This is a genomic window from uncultured Mobiluncus sp. (genome assembly GCF_963511525.1).
In the GTDB taxonomy this organism is placed as follows: domain Bacteria; phylum Actinomycetota; class Actinomycetes; order Actinomycetales; family Actinomycetaceae; genus Mobiluncus.
The window spans coordinates 1-21,080 of record NZ_CAUPIY010000004.1 but is presented as its reverse complement, the minus strand read 5'-3'; the positions used below and the strand labels follow the sequence as shown (position 1 = coordinate 21,080).

Genomic DNA, 21,080 nt, shown 5'->3' with positions numbered 1-21,080 from the left:
CACAATACCAAAGATCGATGCGCGCTCAGCGAGCGAGCGGAAGGCGGAACCATACGGCCTTGTGACAATTTTACAAAATGCTATGAACTGGCAAAACACCCCACGCGGTAACGAAAAATGGTCGGACAAGGTTTTTTCACGTTGCGTGGGTCACCGTCTACAATGGCAGGATGCCCGGAAAACCGCGAAAACCCGTTCCCGCGCCCCTAATTTTCTTTACCGAGGGTGTCATTCAGTATGTCGGTGCCGGTTTCGCGGTGACGTTGTTTGCCCTGATGGGACCTCTAACGGTGGCTTGGCTGCGGACTGTATTTGCCGCCGTACTGATGCTGGCGTGGCGCCGGCCTTGGGGAAAACGGGCGCTCACCCCCAGCGGTTATGTTTGGTCCTGCCTGTTTGGGACGGCCCTGGTCTGCATGAATATGACCTTTTACGAGGCGATAGCCCGGCTTCCCCTGGGCACCACCGTTTCCGTGGAGTTCTTGGGGCCGGTTATTTTCGCGGCTATCGGCATCGCCGGCTGGCTGGGCAAGTTCTCGGTTCTATTGGCGTTTTCCGGCGTGGTCATGATTGGCGGGCTGGGCCTGGACATGAGCAATCCGACCGACCGGTTGGGCTTGTTTTGGGCGCTGGTCGCCGGGGGAATGTGGGTCGCCTATATGGCTTTGGGTCGCAAAGTTGCGGTTTTGGGTCGGGGCATCGATTCCCTCTCAGTAGGTTTGATATTTGGTTCGTTCCTGCAGCTGCCCCTGGCCTGGCCAGACATTCACGTGGCGTTCAGTTCGTGGTCTGTTTTCGGCCTAGCCCTGCTGATGAGCCTGTGTTCCTCCTTTGTGCCTTACATTCTGGAACTGGTCGTGCTGCGTGATGTTTCCGCCGCTATTTTCGCGCTGCTCTCCGCGCTGCTGCCGGTGACGTCCCTGCTGGTGGGCGTGTTTATGCTGCGGCAGTTTCCGAGTTGGGCGGAAGTGGGCGGTCTGATTTTGGTGTCGGTCGCGGTGGCTCTGACCTATCGGCGCGAACCCGCCGATTCAGCCCTGCCCTCCCAGAGCGAGTCGGCGGACTAGACTAGGCTTATGACCGGTTTTTCACAGCGTTTGCAAGCTCTCTCCCAGCGGGTCGCCGCAGCAGCCGCGGACGCGGGTCGCGACGTCGGGTCAGTTCGAATCCTTCCGGTCAGCAAAACCCATCCGGTTGCGGACCTGCGTGAAGCTCTCGAAGCGGGAGTGCGCGAATTCGGGGAAAATAAACCCCAGGAACTGGCCGCGAAAGCTGCGGAACTGGGCGCGAACCTGGGCTTGTGCGCTGACGGGAACGGTGAAAGCCCCCGTTGGGTCCAAATCGGCAACCTCCAACGCAACAAAGCCAAACTCATCGTCGCTCACGGCGCGGAACTGCAGTCCCTGGATTCGGCGAAGCTGGCGCAAACCCTGAACCGGCTGCTTGACCAGGCGGGACGAACCCTGGAAGTGATGATTGAAGTCAACACTTCCGGGGAGGAAGCAAAACACGGGGTCGCCCCGGAGGAAACCCTGGAGCTCGCGCGGTTGGTGATTGACCAGCCCCAACTGCACCTCATCGGTTTGATGACGGTGGCGGCGCGCGTGGACCAGGTCGGGGAGCATGGCGTTTTTGAGATGTTTTCCCAGCTCGCGGGGTTGCGAGAGGCCGTGTCGGGGCTGCCCGGAGGTGCGGATTGTCGGGAATTGTCGATGGGCATGAGCGGGGATTTCGAGTTGGCCATTGCGGCGGGCTCCACGTGTGTGCGGGTCGGTTCGGCCCTGTTTGGTCCCCGAGATTACGCGCCAAAGCCTGTCCAGTGACGGAAAACTGCAGATTTTTGGGATAATGTCCACGTGAAGCGTCCCAGTTTGAAACCACGCCAGCCTTCTGACGCGGAAAAGCCGACCCCGCGCGGCTCGGCGACACCAAACGCTTCTGCCCGAAAACCCGGGAAAGTCGGGGGAAACCGGAAAGTTGGGAGAACCGGGAAAACAGTAGACCCGGCCTTGTCCCCATCGAAAGTCACGCCGCGAAACCCCGCTGTGGAATCCCCGGGCTCGACCCGTATCGCGCGCCTGTTGACGCTGGCGGCCGTAGCGCTGGCCGTGTTCCTGGTGGTGTTCTCACCGCTGCGTTCCTGGATGGATCAGCAGCAGCAGGCTCGCTCGCTGGCAGCCCAGATTGCCCAGGTCAAAGCGCAAAACGCCGAGCTGGAAGCGGAAATCAAACGCTATAAAGACCCCGAATATATTTCTCGCCAAGCCCGCGAACGCCTGGGATACGTGAAACCCGGCGAGATTACCTATGTCGTAGTTGATCCTCCCGGCGCGAAAAAAGCCCAGCTGACCAGCGGCTGGACCGATAAAGACACGAACGATTTGCCGTGGTTCCGCCAGATTGTCGCCGGATTGGAAGTCGCCGGAGCTGCTCCCGCGCCGGAAACCGCCCCGGGCGCGAAACCGGAAATTGGAGCGAACACGACTAAACCGTCCTCGGCACCCGGCAAAATCGCCCCGGAACCGACCCCGAAATCCTCGAACGCCCCGGCCCACAACTGAACGCCGACCGTAAACTGAAAAAGGAGCCCTTGTGATTACACCCGCTAGCCCGGAGGATTTGCGCATCATTGCAGCTCAACTGGGGCGCGTCCCGCGGGGGGTGCTGGGGGTCGCCGCTCGGTGCGGGGATGTGTCGCCTGGCGCCAGCCCTGCCGGTCATGAGGGGGGTGTTCCTGCTGGTCATCCGGCGGTCATTGCGAGTGCCCCGCGCCTGCCTGGCGGCGAGCCGTTTCCCACGTTCTATTACCTGACCTGCCCGGCGGCGGTCGCGGCTGTGTCGCACCTGGAGGCAAACGGGGTCATGCGCGAGGCCGAAGCCCTGCTGGAGGCAGACCCGCAGATAGCGGCCACTTATGCCCGCGCTCATGAGCTTTATATTCGCGAGCGCACCCGGGCGGGCGAAGCCGCCGGAATCGGGGAAGTCCCTGAAATCGCGGGCGTGTCGGCCGGAGGAATGCCTCACCGGGTCAAGTGTTTTCACGCCCTGCTCGGACACGCTTTGGCGGCGGGTCGGGGGGTAAACCCCATCGGGGATTGGGTGTTGGATCGGCTGGGGGAGTTGCCGGCGAGTGACCCGCATCGCTGGACGCCCGCGACTTGTGCCTGGAGATTGGGCGAAACTGCTGGGGAAGGGAGTAGGTAATGCGTTTGGCGGCGATTGATTGTGGAACTCACTCGATTCGTTTGCTGATTAGTGAGGTTGACCCCCAGTCCGGGGCGATGGCTGACGTAATGCGGCTGAATCGGATTGTGGGCTTGGGCGAAGGGGTGGACCGGACCGGGCATCTCAGTGAAGCCGCGCTGGAGCGGACTTTTGCGGCGGTCGAGGAATACGCCGGTTACGTGCGCCGGGAGGACGTCCAGCGGATTCGAATGGTGGCGACTTCCGCTTCGCGCGATGCGGATAATTTTTCGCAGTTTAGCGCCGGAGTGCAGGCGCGGCTGGGGATTACGCCGGAGGTCATTTCGGGACAAGTCGAGGCCACGTTGGGATTCGCCGGGACACTTTCAGCGCACCGCGACATTGCCAGTCCGGCCCTGACCGTAGACATCGGGGGAGGTTCCACCGAGTTTGCGTTTGGTCAGGCCAAACCCGATACCGGCCAGTTTGACCAGGTCACGGCCGCGGTGTCGATGAATATGGGTTCCACGCGGGTCACCGAGCGTTATCTGCGACCCGCCGAGGATGCGCGAGGGGTGCCCAGCGAGGACGCTATCAGCCAAGCTGGACAGTTTGTAGATTCCCTGATTGCCCAAGCTGGCGCCAGTGTGCCGTTGGAGCGCGCCCGCGAGGTAGTCGGGGTGGCCGGTTCGGTCACGACTTTGACGGCCTTGGAGTTGGGGTTGGACAGTTACGAACCGGACAAAATCAACGGGGCCGTGCTGGATTCTGGCGCGCTGCGGGAACGCGCCCGGCGTTTGATTCGGATGCCGCACGCGGAAAAAGCCCAGTTGGGGCCCATGCACCCGCAGCGGGTGCGCCAGATTGCCGGCGGAGTCCTGGTGTGGGAGCGGATTCTCGCTTGGTTGGAGGCTCATCCGGCCCCCGGTTCCGGCACTGGTCGCTTTGATTCCGGGACAGTGCCTGCCGGTGCACCCCGCGGCGTATTCCCGGTTCGGACTTCTGAAAACGATATCCTCGATGGGATTATTTTGTCCCAGATTCCCTGAATTCCGGGTCTGTTTTCTGACTTTGGTGTGTGTCTCAGTTCTGCGGGGCGTTCGCTCGGGGGCGCTCGCGAGAGGCGGAAGGGGGAGTACCCCCTCGCGTTTTGCGCGACTATTGTCGCAAAACGCTCACCCCCCAGCCTCTCGCTGAGTCGCCCCCCACGCTCCTCGCCCCGCCAGCCAAAATTCCCGCGGACGCTATCACATTCCGCAGGGGTACGCCCCGCTCCCCGCAGGGATGAAATAGCGTCACTAATGGTGGGACCACCCACTTCAGGCTGCGCTACCAACCTGCCAAAATTCCGGTGTCGATAACCTGATTTCAGCGCTATTCAGTCGTAAAACCTCCCCTAGGTTTCGGGGTGTGCGTGGTTAAAGGTGAAAATAGGGTCGTAGCTGCCAATAATGGCAGCTACGACCCAAATCCCACCTTATATTCGCAACCCAGGCAGGTATCTCAAATCTCGGGCAGTTTGTTGAGGCTAGTTTTGCGGATTTGGATTCTGGGTGGGGTCGGTCGGATTAGCTTGGTCTGGAATATTCGGCCCGAAGGACTGCGGTTGACCAAACTGGGTCTGGCCAGGCTGATTTGGTTGAATCGGCTGGGTCGGGGTACCCGGCTGGGCAAAGGGGTTTGCCGGTTGGGCTTGTCCCGGTTGCCCAGGTTGTGGCTGTCCGGGTTGAGTGAAAGGCTGAGGTTGGCCGGGTTGAGTGGGCTGTCCCACACCAGGTTGTGGCTGACCAGGTACGGGCTGCCCCGGGACCGGCTGCATGGGCTGGCCAACACCCGGTTGTACGGGTTGCCCCGGCTGCCCGTAGTTCATCGGCTGGCCGAATTGGTTAGCTGGAATAGACTTGGCCTTGCTCTTTTTCACCAGCACCACGATGAGAATGACGATGCCGGCAATTATCAAAATCCCAAAAATAGCCATCCCCACGAGGAACGTGGTGATTCCTGCCGCCACTGATTTCCCGGCATCGGTGAGGTCGGTGTCCGGGTCGTATTCGGAATCAGCCTTATCGCCGCCGTTTCCGCCAGGGATTCCAGGGGAGGACACAACCTTAACCTCGCTGCCGAGATCGGTCAGATCCAGCGTCACAGTGTCTCCCTTGAAATCAACGGGTTGCCCGTCCACGGTGGCTGTTTTGATGCCGTGGGGCATCTGGATAATCAGGTTCATGGTGATTGAATCCATACCGTACTCGCTCATATCACCAGCATCGCTCAGTTCTGATTTCAGCTTGTCGACGTCCTCTTTGGGCAGGGTCAGAACCAGGTCATCGCCCTCTTTTTTCAGGTTCTCGCTTGAATTGAGACTCTGTTCCTGGGGCATAATAATCTCGCATTTCATATCCCCGCCGGTACTCAAATCTTTGACCGTGGCCCCGTCTTCATTTTCCATATCCGCGAGATCCTGGCAGGTCACTTCCTCGCCGTCGCTCATGGAGGAGAGCATGTCCTTTTCGCCTTCGCTCATCGCCACGATGACCGAAGGCTCAATGGTGTTCTCATCGATGACTTTCAGTTTGACGTCCATTTCGCAGCCGCTCAACGCCACCAGCGCGATTGCTGCGATGCCCGCCACCAGGCTTTTCTTGCGCAAACTCCGCATTTGTTTGCCTTTCTAGGTTTCCGGGAAACGACCCAACGCCGATTCCTCACTTCGAAAATATCAGATGCGCTCGATGCCGAACATACCCTTTTGGGTTATTTTCTTTCCCAAGTCCGCGGGGTCGGGTGGATGCACAAGGGCGGGGCGGACTGTCCTCACTCGTGGGCGTGTGACCGGCGGAAAGCTAGTCGCAGTTGCAAAGCGATAGCGCCGAGGACAATGGACAGTGCGGTGCCCATGACCACGCCGATGGAACCGGCTTGGGTCAGCAAATCGTCTCCACGGAAAGACAGATGCGAAATCAGCAACGCCACCGTGAAACCAATCCCCGCCACCAGCGAAATCGGAACCATATCGCCCATGGTCACGCCTTTTTCCAAGTGCAGGGGAGTGAACTTTTCCATCACGAACACGGAACCGGAGATTCCCAGCAATTTCCCGAAAGGCAACGCCAACATGACCGCCACAGCCACGGGGTTGGCCAGCATATTGAGCGCCCCGCCGGGGGTGTCCACGATGTCCACGCCAGCGGCAAAGAAAGCAAAGAACGGTACCGCAAACGCGGCCGAAACCGGGTTCACTTTCATAGAAATCTGTTCCACCAGGTTGTGGACTTCCCAATCGCGCTTGTCAGCGGGCACGACCATGCCCAAAACTACTCCGGCGATAGTGGCGTGAATACCGGAAACCAGCATGAAGTACCAGGTCAGCACCCCCAGGGGAATCAGGAAGTACCAGTGACCTTTCCGCTTGTGACAGAGGAACCCGAACAGGGCGGCACACGCCGCCATCGGCAACAGGAAAGCGAGATTCAGGTTAGAGCCATAGAACACGGCGATGACGATAATCCCGCCCAAGTCGTCGGCTACAGCCAGGGTCAACAGGAATGTCCTGGCTCCGTTGGGCAGGCCGCGGCCAAAAATCTGCAAAATCGCGACCGCGAAAGCAATATCCGTAGCGGTCGGAATGGCCCAGCCGTGCCAAGCTCCAGAGCCGGTGATGGCGGTGACGGCCACGTAAACCAGGGCGGGCCCGGCCATGCCAAAGGCGGCGGCGATAATCGGCATCGCCGCGGTTCGTGGATCGTGCAGGGCGCCGTGGGTGAACTCTTCCTTCAGTTCCAACCCGACCGTGAAAAAGAAAATCGCCAGGATACCGTCGCGCGCCCACTCTTCAATAGGCATGGACAGGTGCAGTTTTTGCAGCACCGACAGGGTGTCAGCGGCGGCGGCCTGCGCCAAGCCGGGGTCGGGCACAAACTGTGCCACCGCCTGATACCCCTCACGGAAAGGCGTGTTGGCACAAACCAGAGCGATAATGGCGGCGATAATCAGAATCATGCCCCCGACGATGTCGTCGGAAACAAACCGGGCGAACCGCTGCTGAGCGCTGAGTCGTTCTTCACCAGCTTGAACCGCCGCGTCGTAATCTTCCGGGGACGGACCGGCTAGGTCTGGCTCGCCGAAAAGGCCCTTGTTGAGATTTTCGTTTTCTTTATCATTGCTTGGCACTTCGTTGTCCATATTCAAAGTGTAGGGTCGATTTGAGTAAATCCCCAAATGAATGGATGATTAACCAGACTGAAAAATGTACGCGCCCCCGTAGCCCAATGGTAGAGGCAGCTGACTTAAAATCAGTTCAGTGTCGGTTCGAATCCGACCGGGGGTACAGTTTTTCGCCTGTCCGGCGGGTTTACGCGGAAACGAGGCCGTTTTCGTAGGCAAAAATGACGGCTTGCACTCGGTCGCGGGCACCGATTTTGTTTAAGATATTGCCCACGTGGGTTTTCACCGTGGTCATCGAAATGAACAGTTGCGTGGCGATTTCCTGATTGGTGAGTCCTTGGGCGATAAGGGTGAGGACTTCGGTTTCCCGGTCAGTCAGGCTTGCCAGCAGGGCTTGATCGACCAGATTCGCGTCCACGTCGCCGTCCTGGTCGCCGGGCAGCTGGGGAGCAAACATTTCCAGCATCCGTTTCGTCACGCGCGGGGAAATCGTGGCGTCCCCATGGGCGACATTGCGGATAGCACCGATGAGTTCCTCTGGTTTGGCATCTTTCAACAGGAATCCGCTGGCTCCGGCCCGCAACGCCGCGAAAGCGTATTCGTCCAGGTCAAAAGTGGTGAGGATGAGGACTTTCACATTCGGGTTGCTGGCAACAATTTCCGAGGTCGCCTCAATACCGTTCATATTGGGCATCCGCACGTCCATCAGCACCACGTTCGGCGCGGTCGCTTTGACCATCTGTAGGGCGGTTTTGCCGTCTGCCGCTTCGCCCACCACCGTGATGTCGTCCGCCGCCTCCAGCACCATCCGAAACCCCATGCGGATTAGGGATTGGTCGTCGACCAGCAACACTTTGATGGCTTCACTAGGCGTGGACGGCGCGGACTGTCCAGTCTGTCCAGTTTCGTTTTCGTTTTCACTCACGTTTACATTGTCCCCTAAAAATTGCTTAAAAGTTGTTTACGCGGGCATAACCCAGCCCTCGGACTTCGGCGCTTCGGCCTGCCACTGCAAGGTCGCTTCCACTCGCCACCCTCCGGGGGTGGGACCAGCCTGAACGTGACCGTCATAGACCGCAGCGCGCTCGCGCATTCCAATCAGTCCCTTCCCGCCTCCGGGGTTAATCCCCGCCAGGGAAGTGGCGTTAAACACGACGATGCGAATGCCGTTGTCCCGCACTTGTAAATCGACCTCAACTGCGGTGGAAGCGGGAGCGTGACGCAAAATGTTAGTCAAAGACTCTTGCACGATCCGATAAATCGTCAGTTGCAGCGGACCGTCAGATGGCACTTCGTCCCCGGTGTAACGGTAGGTAATCGGCAGGCCGGCCGCCCGGAACTGGGCAATAAGTCCATCCATTTCCGCCAAATCCGGGGAAGGGGTGAAGCGGACTTCCTCGGGCGAGGACGTTTGGGCGTCTGGGGAGGCATTCGGGTCAAGGTTCTGGGGCACTTCGGTGGGTTGGCGCAGCACTCCCACCAGGCGGCGGGTGTCCGCCAGCGCCGCCCGTCCGGTTTCGCTCATATTGCGCAAGGCTTCTTTGGCGAGCTCGGGATTTTTGTCAATTGCGGCGGTGGCGCCGTCACTCATCGCAATCAATACCGTCAGCGAATGGGCCACAATATCGTGCATTTCCCGAGCAATCCGGGCGCGTTCGTCAGCCACCGCAATCTGTTCGGACTGCTCGCGTTCCAGCTCCAACTGCCGGTTGCGTAACGTCAACTCGTCCACCCGGTCGCGTCCCAGCTGGACAATGCGTGCCAACATCATGGCCACCACCATCAGCAGGGTAATCACCAGTGCCATCATGCCGCGGGCGGCCATGTTTTCCTGTGGTTCCAGGAAACCCGCTTGGACCACCACCAGAATGCCGACCCCGAACAGCACCACGAACGTGACCAGCAGCAGCATGTTTGACACGACTCCGCGCAGGGTTTGACGCCGGGCGGGGTCGGTTTTGCCACCGGGGTTGTTGGGTTTCTGGCTTTCAGTCACCAACCTATTGTGACACAGCTGGTTTTTGCCGGCCTCGCGACAGGGCTGCGCCCCGGAAAATCACCCCGCAGCAGGAGGACTGCGCCGTGGCAAAACCGCGGAAATCCGCTACGATAAAACTGTTGAGACAATAAGGAGCGACATGAGCAACCCAGTGTTTACCCGCAACAAAGTTTTTACCGAGCGCACCCCGGGAGGTTACCCGGCTATGCCCGGCTACCAGGTCGGCGGCGGGGCGACTCAAACCTATCCCGGCGATGCTCCTCACGTGAGCTACGCGCCGGAACAACCCCAGCAGTTCCCCACCCCGCAAGGCCAGGAACAGTACGGCACGGTCTCTGCCGGCCGTCCCGTCACTATGGACGACGTTTTGATTAAGACAGTGCTGACCTTCGGGACCCTCCTGCTTTTCGGAGCAGGGGCTTGGATGTTGACCGCATCCAATCCGGGTCTGGGCATGAACGTGGCGTTTACCTCGATGATTGTGGCCTTGGTGTTGGGGCTGGTGAACTCCTTTAAGCGTCGTCCTTCCCCGGTTCTGATTTTGGGTTACGCCGCTTTTGAAGGCCTCATGCTGGGCGGCATTTCCAGCCTGTTCGCCACACTTTACGACGGCGTGGTGATGAAAGCTATCGCGGCGACCCTGGTTACCACCCTGGTGATGCTGGTGCTGTTCAAGACCAAGGTGGTGCGCAACTCCCCGACCTTGATGCGGGTCGTCATGGTCGGTATGTTCTCGATTTTTGTGTTCTACCTGGGCAACCTGGTGGTCAGCCTCATCAATCCGGCCTGGTCTTTCTACGGTCCGAACGCCCCGACCATCGGCGGTTTCCCCCTGTGGATTATCGTCAGCCTCATCGCAATCGGTCTAGCAGCGTTCTCGCTGGTCACGGACTTTGACTACATCGTTACTGCGGTTGATAACGGGGCGCCCCAGGAGACCGCCTGGACGGCCGCTTTTGGCTTGATGGTGACCCTGGTCTGGCTCTACATTGAGTTCCTGCGGATTTTTGCCTACTTTGCGTCCGATAACTAGGTTCGTGTCCCGGAGTTCCAGGAGTTTCCGGCCCGGGCACGAAGCGGTTTCGCGTTTCCCGCGGGGAGGGTTCTCCTGGCCCGCCCTCAGAAGCTAGACTTAGAGAAAACGACTCACGGAATCGAGAGTAATGACTGTCAACATTCGCCCACCTGAGGTTCAGGATGCCGCCGGCATGGGGGTGGCCCACGCCCGTATGTGGTTGGCGAACTATGGCGAATTTATTGACGAAAAATACCGTTACCGCTTTGACGAGCCAACTTTGGTCGGTCAATGGCACAACCTGTTGACCTCGGATCCGGCAGGCCGCCGCATCGCTATTGCGGTCGAACACGGTCGGGTGGTCGGTATCGCTATGACGGTGCAGACGGTACGCAACGAGCATGTGGCCCCGCCCGCTCGGGAACGGGAAGTGTCCATGCACTACCTAATGCCTGAATATCAGGGGCAAGGCTTGGGGCGGCGCTTGTTGGAATACGTGGTCGGACCGCAGGAGCCAGCCCAACTGTGGCTGCCTTCGGGGTATCCGGGAGAAAAACGGGCCCACCGGTTTTACCGCCGGGCCGGGTTCCTCTCGGACGGGGCGATGACCGGCCGTGAGGTCAACTACGGGCTGACCTTGAACCGGATGGTGCGCTGAGAGTTTTTCTTTTCCCCCGGCTCCCGCTCGCCTCGCCGTGCTGCGACGTTCCTGGTAGGGTCGCGACCAGATTGTGAAAACCTCAGAAAACAAACAACCGAAAACGGAAGTGCGATGGAAAAAAAACCGTTATTGAACGCCGGAGCCGAGTTTAGACGCGGGTGGTGGCGTGAGGTCATTTCCCGGCGGGATACGCAAAATCGGGTTCCTAACTATGACGGACTGGAACCGACCGCTCCGCCCGAGGTGGAAAACGGCCCGAACTCAGCTTATGCGGTGTCGTGGCGGATTCGGGTGGCGGCCAGTTGGGCGTGGCGTTTCCTGGTCATCGTCGCGGCGCTGGGCCTGATTCTGTACGGGATCACGAAAGTTTCCATCATTTTTGTTCCCCTGGCAGTGGCGTTGCTGTTGACGTTGCTGTTGGAGCCGATGCATTTCCGGTTGCAAAAGTGGCATGTTCCCAAGACCCTGTCTGCGGCCATTTCCCTGGTGGTGGGTGTAGGGCTGGTTGTGGCGATGATTTGGATTGCGACCTCCCAGCTGGCTCACGGCGCGCCCGCCCTGCTGGCGAAAGCCGGAGGCGGCTTCGATAAGGCCTTGGCGTGGTTGAGTGACGGCCCTCTGGCATTGGATCAGGCGCAAATCGATAAATATATTAAAGAGTTGACCACCCAGCTCACAGCCTTTGTCACCAAGTATTCTTCCTCGATTGCGTCCTCGGCGCTGTCGGTGACTTCCTCGGTCGCCAGCGTGGTCACCACCATCTTGATTTCGTTGTTCTGCCTGTTCTTTTTCCTCAAGGACGGTCGCCAGATTTGGATTTGGTTGATTCGGATGCTGCCGGTTCCTGCTCGCGAGCCGGTTCACGAGGCGGCTATTCGGGGTTGGACCACCTTGAATGGCTACATCAGGGCGCAGGCGCTGGTGGCTTTGGTGGATTCCGTGTTCATTTCCATCGGTGCGGCGGTTCTGGGCGCGGGATCTATGACTATCCCGCTGGCTTTGCTCATTTTCATCGGTTCTTTTGTGCCGATTGTTGGTGCGGTCACCACCGGGGCTATAGCCGTGCTGATTCTGCTGTTGGATAAAGGTTTCATGGCGGCCGTCATCATGCTGATTGTGATTTTGGCGGTGCAACAGATTGAGTCCAACGTGCTGCAGCCGATGCTGATGTCCAATGCGGTCAGCCTGCACCCGCTGGCGGTGTTGCTGGGTGTGACGGCAGGAACCTTCCTGGCTGGAATCATCGGAGCATTGCTGGTGGTACCGGTCATTGCGTTCTTTAATACCGTGTTCCTGTATCTGACCGGGCACGATTCGATGCCGGAGCTGGCTACCCGCCACGATCGCATCGGCGGAGCCCCCGGGACAGTTCACGCCCAGGTCGCCGCGTCCTATATCGGCGGCTCTAAGAAAGACACCGCGAAAGTTATGGAATCCCAGGAACTTTCCCGACAGCAGGCCAGTGCAGCGGCTTTGCCCCCGACGGACGGCTCGCCCGGCCAGGCTGGTGACACCCCGGCCTCGTCGGACACCCCGGCTGGTGAAGACCGAGCTGCTGCGGACAGCCCGGCCACCCAGACTGGTGACCCCTCTGCAGCAAACCCCGACAACCCGGCTTTTCCCGAAAAACCTCTCCCGTAACCTCGCCCCACCCCGCAACAGCGTCAGCCCAGCGCGGAAAACGGCGGCGAAAATTCGCTGCCTTTTTCAAATGCTTTCCCATGCCTGTATGTAACAGGAGTAAAAACGTGAGATGATAGGGGAAGTTGAGCCTGGCAGGCTGGGCTCGCAAACGTCCCGACGATTGAGGTTGCAATGTCGCTGTTTGAGTATGACCAAGGTCACCTGATTCCGGCCCAGTTTGGCCATCCCGTAGGGCCGGAAGCCCAAGGGGAGATTCTGGATTCGGTTCGCCGTCAGGTTCTCGAAGTCATTGCTCGCCCGCTTTTTCCCGTGACCTGGAACGATATGACTGTGTCGCCGGTGTCCGGGATGCCCGGAGAATTTGCGGAACCTGGGGTGTCACAAGGGTCGGGGGTCCCCGGCGCGGACGGGACGGATTCTGGTTTTCCCCAAGAGTCCCCGCGTTTGACCGCTTTGGACGGTTCCGGTCAGGTCGTGCTGGTCGAAGTGGTGAATCGGCTGGATTCCAGTAGTTTGATTGCTTCTTTGGCCCGGCTGGGGGCGGTGTCGAACCTGGGGTGGAACGATTTAGCTGCCGCCTATCCCGGCGGAGTTAGCGCTTTTCGTTCCGGTTGGACCCAGTTTCGTGATGCCATGCCCCCGAACTTGGCGGCGGGACCGCGCTTGATTTTGGTTGCCACCGAAATTGACCCGGATGTGCGCCCGGCCCTGGATGCGTTGACCCCCTCTGGACTGGAAGTCCATCATGTCAGCGTGCGCGAGATGTCCAACGGGCGCCGCTTCCTGGATGTACAGCGGGTCGCATCCTCGCTGTTCAGCCACGATACGAACTTGTTGGCGGGTCGGGGAGCCCGCATTCCCGCGATTACTTCCTCCGCCGATGCGGATATGCAAAACGCGGAATCTGTAGTGCCAGAGGCGGCTCCCAGTTCGGAAGAGGTGCCGAGCGTGGGCTTCGCCGACCTGGCGACCCCGATGGCGTCCGCTCCGGTTTCTGAGGCGGCTGCGCCCGATAACGTGACTGCCGGTCCGGCGCCCGCAGTGCCTGCCCCGGCACCGGCTGCAACCCCGGAACCTGCGGTATCCGGCCTTGAGACCGCGGCGGAAAGTCCGGCTCCAGTTGATGAACCGGCGCTGCAAACCGGGTCGATTTCACGCCACTCCATTATGGAGGCCGCCCGGTCTTCCTCAGTATCCCCGCTGGCTGCAGGGGAGGACGAGGAGCCTGTGGAGTCGCTGTTTACCACTCATCACGGTAGCGTCGCGGAAAAGGACGCCCCGTCCTTTGCGGACATTATTTCCGGAGTTGACGCCGAGGAACCTCAACCGCCCCATCATTCACACCGGGCTGCCGCCAGTGAACAGACCCTGGAGGCCGAAGCGCAGGCGCAGGCCGAGAATGAGCCGGCGCAACCTGAGGAACCCGCGCAATTTGAGCAACCCGAGGAACCCGGGGAACCTGAGCAAATGGAGCAGCCCGCCGAGTTCGCTGGCGCGGCAAGCGTCGGTACCGAGACCTGGGGAACACCGGAAACCCCGGAAGTGACGGAAACAGCGGAAGCGGTGGAAATCTCGGAGGTTCCCGGCGCGGATCAGCCTGAGGCAAGCGACCTGCTGAACCGTGACGCCGCCGGTCTCGGGGTGATTGCCCAGGTGACCGGCGAGGATACGCCACTCATTGCCCTGGTGAACTTTGACGGAAGTGCGACCCAAGTCAGCGCCACCCTGGCAGAGCGCGGGGTCATTATCCTGGAAGGCCGCGAATTTGATAATCCCACCGAGGCGGCTCGGGTGCTCGGCCAAGAGGTCGATGGCTGGGAGTTCTGGCACTTGGGCTTCATCGATGGCCCGACCCTCGCTGAAGCTCAAGCTGAAATCAACGCTGAAATCGAGCGCAACCGCTAATTCCCATTCCGAGAAATAATCCCGTGCGGGGCTTTAATCCTATTAATTCGGCTCGGTGTGCCATATATGGCACACCGAGCCGTTTAAATACGTTTTATTCTCATTTTTCGATGCGCGCGTGGATTATAAGGGGAGAATAGCCGGGTAGCTGCCAATAATGGCAGCTACCCGGCTATTCTCCACCTTTAGGCACGACCCGGCGAGTATCTTCGGATTCTCCCTGCCAGCTATCCTTGGATTTCCGGGGTGTTTTTCCGGTGCCTTTTGGCTGATTCTGCGCGGACCGCGCTGGGGGCTAGGCTTCGACGCGGGCGCTGGGGCCCAGCAGCAGGCGCGCCAAGTGAATCCCGTGGCTGCCGGCCAGCTGCTCCGCTTGGGTGCGGCAGCTGAAGCCGTCAGCCAGGAAAATCGCGTCCGGGTGTGCGCGCAGGGCGGGCAGCAAAGCGTGTTCCGCAATCTGTTTCGACACCTCGACGTGTTCCATGCCGAAATTGCCCGCCATGCCGCAGCAGCCCGCCAGTTCCACAACATCCGCCCCGGTGTCCGCCAGCAACTTGCGGTCGGTCTCCCAACCCAAGACGCTGTAGTGGTGGCAATGCGGCTGGGCGACAACCTGTACGCCTCGCAAATCTGGCAGCTGCCACACGTCCGGGTTGGGCGCGGTGTCCGGGTCGCTGAGCAGCTCCGCTAAAGTGCGCGTGGCCTGGGCAATCGCGTGGGCGCGCGGGTCGTCGGGCAGCAAACGTTCCAGGTCATCGCGCAGGGTCGCGGTACAGGACGGCTCCACGCCGACAATCGGAATCCCGTTGACCGCCAGCGGCCCCAGAATCTGGCACAAGCGCCGCATATTGCGCCGAGCCTTGTCCAGCTGGCCGGTCGTCACGTAAGTCAGCCCGCAGCAGGCTTGGGGCGGTACATACACCTGGTATCCCGCCGTTTCCAGCAACTCCACCACGGCCTCGGCACCATCGGGGGCAATCCCCTCCGAGAAAGAATCCGCCCACACCGCCACCCACGGTTTAGTCTCGGGAGCGGGCTGGCTGTCCTCGCTCGCCGTCGAGGCGATGGCATTGACCTGCCCCGTAGTCTCCGGCGGCTGTTCCGTATTGGGGGTCACAAGCCCGTTCGTGTCAATTTCTGGTTCGGTTGAGTTTCCTCCGTGGCGCCGCTCCCAATCCCGGAACGACTCGGGGTGAAAATGCGCCATCTGACGGCGTGGATCCAGCCCGAACATCCCAAACACCAGACGGCGAATCCAAGCCACCCCGAAGACGCTGTTGGCCAGGCTCGCCCCGCCGGGTATTCGGCGCGCCAAACGCAGCCAGCCTGGCAGCCGCCCCAATAGGTAATGCGAACGCGGCCGCAAACTCCGGCGATAGGCCCGATACAGTGACTCGGACTTGTACGCCGCCATGTCAATCCCGGTCGGGCAGGCCGCGGAACAGGCCTTACACGCTAAACATAAGTCCAGAGCCCGCAACAGGTTCGGGTCGCGAAAATCCCGAATGAGCGAGCCATTCGTGACTTCTTGCAGCACCCGGGCGCGCCCGCGCGTGGCATCTTGCTCCTGGCCGGTAGCCAGGTAGCTGGGACACATCCAAGCGCCGGTGAGGTGGTCCATTGCCAAACATTTGCCAACGCCGGTGCAGCGATGCACGGCCGCGGTAAAGTCCGTGTCTTTCGGAAAAGTAAAGCCCCGACCGGGAAGGGCGGGAATGACTTCGGCCCCCGCCAGACGCAGGTTCGCGTCCAGCGGATCAGGATCCACCAACACCCCCGGATTCATCAAACCCCGCGGGTCAAACAAGGCTTTGACCTGCTTAAACAAACGAATCAGCGCGGGGGAATACATCCGCGGCAACAATTCGGAGCGGGCTCGGCCATCCCCGTGCTCGCCCGAAAGCGAACCGTGATGCTTCCCCACCAAGTCTGCGGCGCGCTCCAGGAACTCCCGAGAACGTCCTTGGTCAGCCTCGGCTCCCAACGGTAGGTTCAACCGCACGTGCAGGCAGCCGTCCCCGAGGTGCCCATAAAGCATCCCGTCCACGTCCATTTCCCGCATCAAATCAGTGAAATCTCGCAGGTATGCCGCTAGGTTTTGGGGCGGAACCGCTGCGTCCTCCCAGCCCGGCCAGGCCGGATCGTTGCCGGTGCCGTCCGGGTTCAAGGGGGTACGCCCGCCAAGCCCGGCTCCATCAGCGCGAATCCGCCAAAGTTTCGTGGCTTGCGTGGAGGGGGGCAGCACGAGGGTGGCGCGGGTGTTAGCGGCTTGGGCCAGGTCCTGGGCCCGAGCCAGGGTCGTCTCCAAGTCCTCGGTGGCGCTGCCCATCTCTACCAGCAGCCAAGCGTTACCCTCCGGCAATTCGGGCAGCTCGCCAACCCCCGGCTTGTGCGCCAGAGTGTAAACCAGACGCGAATCCATGCCCTCCACCGCGAGGGGCGAAAAGTCGTTAATCAGCGGCACGTCAGCGGCGGCGGCAATTATGTCGGGGTATCCCAGCACCACCAGTACCGGCGCGGCCGGCACCGGCACCAAGCGCAGGGTGGCGCGCAGCACGCTGACCAAAGTTCCCTCGCTGCCAACCAGGAATTTCGCCAGGTCACGCCCATTTTCCGGCAGCAGGTGTTCCAGGGAATAGCCCGAAACTTGTCGGTGAAAGCGCCCGCATTCCGTGCGAATCACGGCCAGGTTTTCATCAACTAAACGCTGCAAACCCGGCACCACATCCAGCGCGCCTTCACCCGAGGCGGCGTGAAATTCCCGCCCGAAACCGTCGATAACATCCATCGAAATGACATTGTCGGCCACGCGCCCCCAGGCTTGAGCGTGCGGGCCGCAGGCATTATTACCAATCGAACCCCCAACGGTGGCTCGCGTCCAGGTGGACGGGTCGGGCCCAAATCGCAGACTAAAGGGCGCTCCGGCCTCCTGAATAGAGGCGAGCACCACCCCCGGTTCCACCGTAATCTGGCGCGCGGAAGGGGCCAGGGACAAAATCCGGTTGCAGTGGTGAGATGTATCAATGACCAGGCCGGGCCCGATGGAGTTGCCGGAACATGAGGTTCCCCGCCCGCGCATCGTCAGGGGCACGCCAGCGGACAGGGCTTCCAAAATCGTATCGTGTAGCTCGTCAAGGTTTTCCGGTTGGGCAATCCGGTCGGGCACGATGCGATAGTTTGAGGCGTCCGATGCATAAATGGCCCGGTTCAGGGAGTCTTGGAGGTATTTCACCATGGCCCTAGTTTATGTTACTTTTCCCGGTCTCCTGGCTATCCGTGGGCTTACTCAGAGCCTTTTTCAAAATCCCCAACCCGATAGGAATGACTGAAACCGCGATGATGATGACGGCGATGAGCTCCACGTTGTTGCGGATAAAGGGCACCCCTCCGAGCGAAATACCGGCGACGATGAACACGCCGGTCCAGGCAATACTGCCGATGACGTTCCACAGGGTGAAGTGCGCCCAGCCGTAGCGGCCTATTCCGGCCGCGATGGGCACGAAAGTGCGCACGAAGGGGACGAAACGGCCCAACACCACCGCCGGTCCACCCCACTTGCGAAAGAACACTTGGGCAGTCTGCAAATATTCGGTTTTCAGCACCCGCGCGTCGGGTTTAAAGAACCGTTCGCCGAACAGCAGCCCGAACCAGTAGCCGACCTGGGCGCCGGCTATCGCCGCCACAATTAGCACGAACAGAACCACGGCGAGGTTCACTGGCATCCGGTCTTGGAGCAGCCCCAACGCGAATAGCATCGAATCGCCGGGCAACACCGGGAACAGCACTCCTGACTCGATGAACACGATGAGGGCGACGATGGCCACCATCCACACCCCGTAAGCCGAGATGAGGTGTTCCAACAGGGCGCCGGGGTCTTTCAGCCAATCCAGCAAATTCGCAGTGAAAACCATGGTTCCAATCTTAATTAATGCCGATAGTTGAGGATTCAGACCTCAAGGGCAAACGGGCGGTTATTGCAGCGCCCACGCCACGTCCTGGTCGGGTAGCGCGCCGGTGCCGCCCACGACAACACCGTGGGAGCCGGTAGAGGTCCACAATTCCTTCAAAAAGGCGGGTTTAGACCCGGCCGGGGGCACCAGCACAAGTTTCGCACCCTGCTTGACGGTGTAAGCTCCGGCTGACAGGGCGTCGGGGAAGTTCCGTCCCGACACCATCACTAGGCCGTTTACGTTGCGTCCCAGGTCAAGGCCGGTGGCGAGGCTGCGGGCGGTGTCGTAACGGTCCGCCCCGGTATAGGTCGCGCCAGGATTGATGCCCGCCGAGGCGACGGCAGACTGCGCCGGGCCGCCAACCGTGATGATTTTAGTGCTGGTCAGAAGGGGGGTCAGGTAGCTTTGCGTAGCGGGGGGCAAGCTGGCTCTGCTGGAGAGCACCAGGGAGGCTCGCATCGCTCCGGCCGCGGCTCCGGCTGCCAGAGCATCAGGAAAGTTGATGCCGTCAGCCACCAAGACTGCGCTGGGTGCGCCTCCCAGAGAATCGCGATATTGCGCGACTTTCACGGCGGTTTCAAAACGATCCGCGCCGATGAGCTCGACCAATTCCAGACCTTTGGCCTGAATCGCCGCCCGGTCGGCAGCGCTCAGCCCCACGGTTCCGCCCACGCGCACCACCCGGCGTAGCCCGAATTTATTCAAGGCTTTCACGGCTTGGGGGTCCAGGTGGTCGCGGGAGTTCGACAAAACCAGCGCGGAGCTGGTGACCCCGGACAGCTGGGTCGCGGCCAAACCGTCAGCGGCAATCAAACCGGTGGTGATAATCAGCGTTTCCACGTTGGGTGAAGCCTCGGCAATCATCCCCGAAGTCTCCATCCGGTCGGCGCCGCTGACCCGCATAATATGGGGCGGTAGCTGTTTAAAGGGCAAATCAGCGCCACTCACACCGCGCACCGGCACCCCTAAACTCATCAGCCAGGGCGCGAAAAGCGACATCGGCGAAGCGGAGTTGAACAGCAACTGTTCGGTGTTGTCCGTGAAAGCCGTATGGGATTTCGAGCTGGTGATGCCGACCACTTCGCCGGCAGCGTTGTACAGGGGACCGCCGGAGTCTCCTTTATCTACCGCCATCGGCACGGTGGCGAGGATGTTGCCACCAGGGGGAATCTGGAAACGCTGGGCAGTACGGGCATCCAAAGTGTTGACGTTGGCGCAGTAGTTTCCTTTGCCGCCAATCATCCGAGAGACGCTGTCGATAGTGCCAGATTCTTCAATGATGTAGTTCTGCCCGCAAATATACAGGGGGGTGCTGGGGGGCTGAACCGCCGCGCTGACCGGGGCAATGGGATGATTCGCCGGGGTGGTCACCACCAGCGCCACATCGCCCTGCGTGGTCGTGTCCCAGGTCACTCCGGTGGCGAGGGGCGAGGCCCCCGGAACGTGAGAGTTGGTTGAGTAAATCCGCGCCGGCCCTTGGGGCAAGTTCCTAAAGCAGTGAGCCGCGGTCAGCACCATGTTGGGCGCGACCCAAACCCCAGAACACAGGGACGCCATTCCGTCCGGGCCTGGTCCGATAACCAGCTGGACGGTGGTCTGGTGCGGGTCAGGAAGCTGTCCGGCCTGGGTGAAGCCAGTTTCTGGGGAGTTCATAAGCGGTGTCGCGCGGTCTGGCTGGTCAGCAGGGGTGGGCGGGAGAAGCTGGTGAACCTTGGTTGGCGGGTAACCTGACGGAGTGTCGCCGGTTCCGGCGCGCGCAGGCGCGACCGGACCGATACCAACGAGTGCGAAAACTAACATAAAGAGTGCCGGAACCCATAGGGCGCGGCGCAGCGGGAGACCAGGGAACATAAAGTCAATTATCAACCCTTGACGTGGATTTATCCAACCATAGAGGTTTCGTGACAGGACAAAAACCGAGTTCTATTCCGGGTGCGGATTTATCGCGGTCTAGGTACATTAGATGTATGTATGTCAAGCTCGCTCGTTTTTTAGCCCTCAGACCGAAGCGGGTTCTGGCATTTTGGATTTTGGTGGTTATCGCCACTGCGCTCAGCGCGATTACTGGCTTTGGAAACCCCCTGTGGAACCGTCTCATTTCTGACGTTCCCCAGGCGACCCCTTCGGAGTCTCACACCGGTCAAGTCATGGTGGAAAGTCACCAGACTGCGGCCTATTCCGTGATGGCCTACGTTTCCGGGGTCGATTTACGCTCAGAGCTGGAGCAGGCACCAAAGCTGGCAAGTCAGCTCGATGAAATGAAGGCTCAGGCTGAGGATCAGGGGGATAAAGCCAAGAAACTCGGTGATGAAGCGAAAGCCGCTGGAGATCCGGCTCAGGCTTTAGCCGATGAGGCGCGAGCCCTCGGGGCAAAAGCCACCGAGCTGGGTAATCGTGCCACCAGCTTGGGGAACCAAGCCAAAGCTCTGGGACACGATGCGCAGGTCTTGGGGGCACAGGCGCAGGATTTGAAGTCTCAAGCGGAGGCGGCTGGGGCGCGGGCTCAGGCGGCGGGCGCGAAGGCGCAGGAGTTGAAGTCTCAGGCGGAGGCGGCCGGGG

General features: G+C 60.5%; 16 protein-coding genes, 1 tRNA gene and 1 pseudogene. 11 read left to right on the top strand and 7 right to left on the bottom strand.

What is annotated here, in order from left to right; genetic code table 11:
- Positions 1 to 170 precede the first annotated feature (170 nt).
- Genes RQ935_RS04085 through RQ935_RS04065 form a run of 5 tightly spaced genes read left to right on the top strand, consistent with a single transcriptional unit; the run spans position 171 to position 4,232 of the window.
- Positions 171 to 1,067, top strand: coding sequence for an EamA family transporter (locus RQ935_RS04085; protein WP_311497330.1), 897 nt, complete (start codon positions 171 to 173; stop codon positions 1,065 to 1,067).
- 9 nt (positions 1,068 to 1,076) lie between these two features.
- Complete coding sequence (locus tag RQ935_RS04080) at positions 1,077 to 1,823, top strand: YggS family pyridoxal phosphate-dependent enzyme (protein WP_311497329.1); 747 nt, start codon at positions 1,077 to 1,079, stop codon at positions 1,821 to 1,823.
- 33 nt (positions 1,824 to 1,856) lie between these two features.
- The gene (locus tag RQ935_RS04075; RefSeq protein WP_311497328.1) at positions 1,857 to 2,561 is read left to right on the top strand and encodes a septum formation initiator family protein; all 705 of its coding nucleotides are present in this window, start codon (positions 1,857 to 1,859) and stop codon (positions 2,559 to 2,561) included.
- A 31-nt stretch (positions 2,562 to 2,592) separates the two neighbouring features.
- On the top strand, positions 2,593 to 3,204 hold the full coding sequence (locus RQ935_RS04070) for a DUF501 domain-containing protein (protein WP_311497327.1): 612 nt from the start codon (positions 2,593 to 2,595) through the stop codon (positions 3,202 to 3,204).
- Positions 3,204 to 4,232 (top strand): phosphatase, encoded by a 1,029-nt coding sequence (locus tag RQ935_RS04065; RefSeq protein ID WP_311497326.1) that lies wholly within the window; start codon positions 3,204 to 3,206, stop codon positions 4,230 to 4,232. Before RQ935_RS04070 ends, RQ935_RS04065 begins: the two co-directional genes overlap by 1 nt.
- A 479-nt stretch (positions 4,233 to 4,711) precedes the next feature.
- Here the strand turns inward: RQ935_RS04065 and RQ935_RS04060 are convergent, their stop codons facing one another.
- Both RQ935_RS04060 and nhaA read right to left on the bottom strand, forming a co-directional pair.
- On the bottom strand, positions 4,712 to 5,842 hold the full coding sequence (locus tag RQ935_RS04060) for a hypothetical protein (RefSeq protein ID WP_311497325.1): 1,131 nt from the start codon (positions 5,840 to 5,842) through the stop codon (positions 4,712 to 4,714).
- Between the two features lie 155 nt (positions 5,843 to 5,997).
- Positions 5,998 to 7,365: a Na+/H+ antiporter NhaA gene (gene nhaA / locus RQ935_RS04055; RefSeq protein ID WP_311497324.1), complete on the bottom strand. Its 1,368-nt coding sequence runs from the start codon at positions 7,363 to 7,365 to the stop codon at positions 5,998 to 6,000.
- Between the two features lie 72 nt (positions 7,366 to 7,437).
- On the opposite strand from nhaA, the gene RQ935_RS04050 reads away from it, so the two are divergent.
- Positions 7,438 to 7,510, top strand: a tRNA-Leu gene (locus RQ935_RS04050).
- 24 nt (positions 7,511 to 7,534) lie between these two features.
- On the opposite strand, the gene RQ935_RS04045 is transcribed toward RQ935_RS04050, so the two are convergent.
- Together RQ935_RS04045 and RQ935_RS04040 are read right to left on the bottom strand one after the other, a co-directional pair.
- Entirely contained in the window at positions 7,535 to 8,272 is a 738-nt protein-coding gene (locus RQ935_RS04045) for a response regulator transcription factor (protein ID WP_311497323.1), read from the bottom strand.
- A gap of 36 nt (positions 8,273 to 8,308) precedes the next feature.
- Positions 8,309 to 9,268 (bottom strand): sensor histidine kinase, encoded by a 960-nt coding sequence (locus RQ935_RS04040; protein ID WP_399532029.1) that lies wholly within the window; start codon positions 9,266 to 9,268, stop codon positions 8,309 to 8,311.
- A gap of 217 nt (positions 9,269 to 9,485) precedes the next feature.
- On the opposite strand from RQ935_RS04040, the gene RQ935_RS04035 reads away from it, so the two are divergent.
- The 4 genes from RQ935_RS04035 (at position 9,486) to RQ935_RS04020 (ending at position 14,571) form a co-directional block, all read left to right on the top strand.
- The gene (locus tag RQ935_RS04035) at positions 9,486 to 10,379 is read left to right on the top strand and encodes a Bax inhibitor-1/YccA family protein (protein WP_311497322.1); all 894 of its coding nucleotides are present in this window, start codon (positions 9,486 to 9,488) and stop codon (positions 10,377 to 10,379) included.
- Between the two features lie 130 nt (positions 10,380 to 10,509).
- A complete protein-coding gene (locus tag RQ935_RS04030) occupies positions 10,510 to 11,019 on the top strand; it encodes a GNAT family N-acetyltransferase (RefSeq protein WP_308535141.1) in 510 nt (169 codons plus the stop codon).
- Between the two features lie 114 nt (positions 11,020 to 11,133).
- The gene (locus tag RQ935_RS04025; RefSeq protein ID WP_311497321.1) at positions 11,134 to 12,663 is read left to right on the top strand and encodes an AI-2E family transporter; all 1,530 of its coding nucleotides are present in this window, start codon (positions 11,134 to 11,136) and stop codon (positions 12,661 to 12,663) included.
- 174 nt (positions 12,664 to 12,837) lie between these two features.
- Positions 12,838 to 14,571: a cell surface protein gene (locus tag RQ935_RS04020; RefSeq protein ID WP_311497320.1), complete on the top strand. Its 1,734-nt coding sequence runs from the start codon at positions 12,838 to 12,840 to the stop codon at positions 14,569 to 14,571.
- A 295-nt stretch (positions 14,572 to 14,866) separates the two neighbouring features.
- On the opposite strand, the gene RQ935_RS04015 is transcribed toward RQ935_RS04020, so the two are convergent.
- Genes RQ935_RS04015 through RQ935_RS04005 form a run of 3 tightly spaced genes read right to left on the bottom strand, consistent with a single transcriptional unit; the run spans position 14,867 to position 20,321 of the window.
- Positions 14,867 to 17,806, bottom strand: a complete 2,940-nt coding sequence (locus RQ935_RS04015; RefSeq protein ID WP_311497319.1) for an FAD-binding and (Fe-S)-binding domain-containing protein — start codon at positions 17,804 to 17,806, stop codon at positions 14,867 to 14,869.
- A gap of 4 nt (positions 17,807 to 17,810) precedes the next feature.
- Positions 17,811 to 18,482 carry a VTT domain-containing protein gene (locus RQ935_RS04010; RefSeq protein ID WP_311497318.1) on the bottom strand — a complete coding sequence of 224 codons (672 nt, stop codon included), beginning with the start codon at positions 18,480 to 18,482 and terminating at the stop codon, positions 17,811 to 17,813.
- A gap of 60 nt (positions 18,483 to 18,542) precedes the next feature.
- Complete coding sequence (locus RQ935_RS04005; protein WP_311497317.1) at positions 18,543 to 20,321, bottom strand: cell wall-binding repeat-containing protein; 1,779 nt, start codon at positions 20,319 to 20,321, stop codon at positions 18,543 to 18,545.
- Between the two features lie 167 nt (positions 20,322 to 20,488).
- Here RQ935_RS04005 and RQ935_RS04000 point away from each other — a divergent pair.
- Positions 20,489 to 21,080 (top strand): annotated as a pseudogene (locus RQ935_RS04000) (RND transporter); the annotation flags it as partial.

Coding starts and splice junctions, on each gene's coding strand:
- RQ935_RS04085 (WP_311497330.1), top strand. CDS start 171: ATGCCCGGAAAACCGCGAAAACCCGTTCCCGCGCCCCTAATTTTCTTT.
- RQ935_RS04060 (WP_311497325.1), bottom strand. CDS start 5,842: ATGCGGAGTTTGCGCAAGAAAAGCCTGGTGGCGGGCATCGCAGCAATC.
- RQ935_RS04080 (WP_311497329.1), top strand. CDS start 1,077: ATGACCGGTTTTTCACAGCGTTTGCAAGCTCTCTCCCAGCGGGTCGCC.
- RQ935_RS04010 (WP_311497318.1), bottom strand. CDS start 18,482: ATGGTTTTCACTGCGAATTTGCTGGATTGGCTGAAAGACCCCGGCGCC.
- RQ935_RS04025 (WP_311497321.1), top strand. CDS start 11,134: ATGGAAAAAAAACCGTTATTGAACGCCGGAGCCGAGTTTAGACGCGGG.
- RQ935_RS04065 (WP_311497326.1), top strand. CDS start 3,204: ATGCGTTTGGCGGCGATTGATTGTGGAACTCACTCGATTCGTTTGCTG.
- RQ935_RS04020 (WP_311497320.1), top strand. CDS start 12,838: ATGTCGCTGTTTGAGTATGACCAAGGTCACCTGATTCCGGCCCAGTTT.
- RQ935_RS04005 (WP_311497317.1), bottom strand. CDS start 20,321: ATGTTAGTTTTCGCACTCGTTGGTATCGGTCCGGTCGCGCCTGCGCGC.
- RQ935_RS04015 (WP_311497319.1), bottom strand. CDS start 17,806: ATGGTGAAATACCTCCAAGACTCCCTGAACCGGGCCATTTATGCATCG.
- RQ935_RS04030 (WP_308535141.1), top strand. CDS start 10,510: ATGACTGTCAACATTCGCCCACCTGAGGTTCAGGATGCCGCCGGCATG.
- nhaA (WP_311497324.1), bottom strand. CDS start 7,365: ATGGACAACGAAGTGCCAAGCAATGATAAAGAAAACGAAAATCTCAAC.
- RQ935_RS04035 (WP_311497322.1), top strand. CDS start 9,486: ATGAGCAACCCAGTGTTTACCCGCAACAAAGTTTTTACCGAGCGCACC.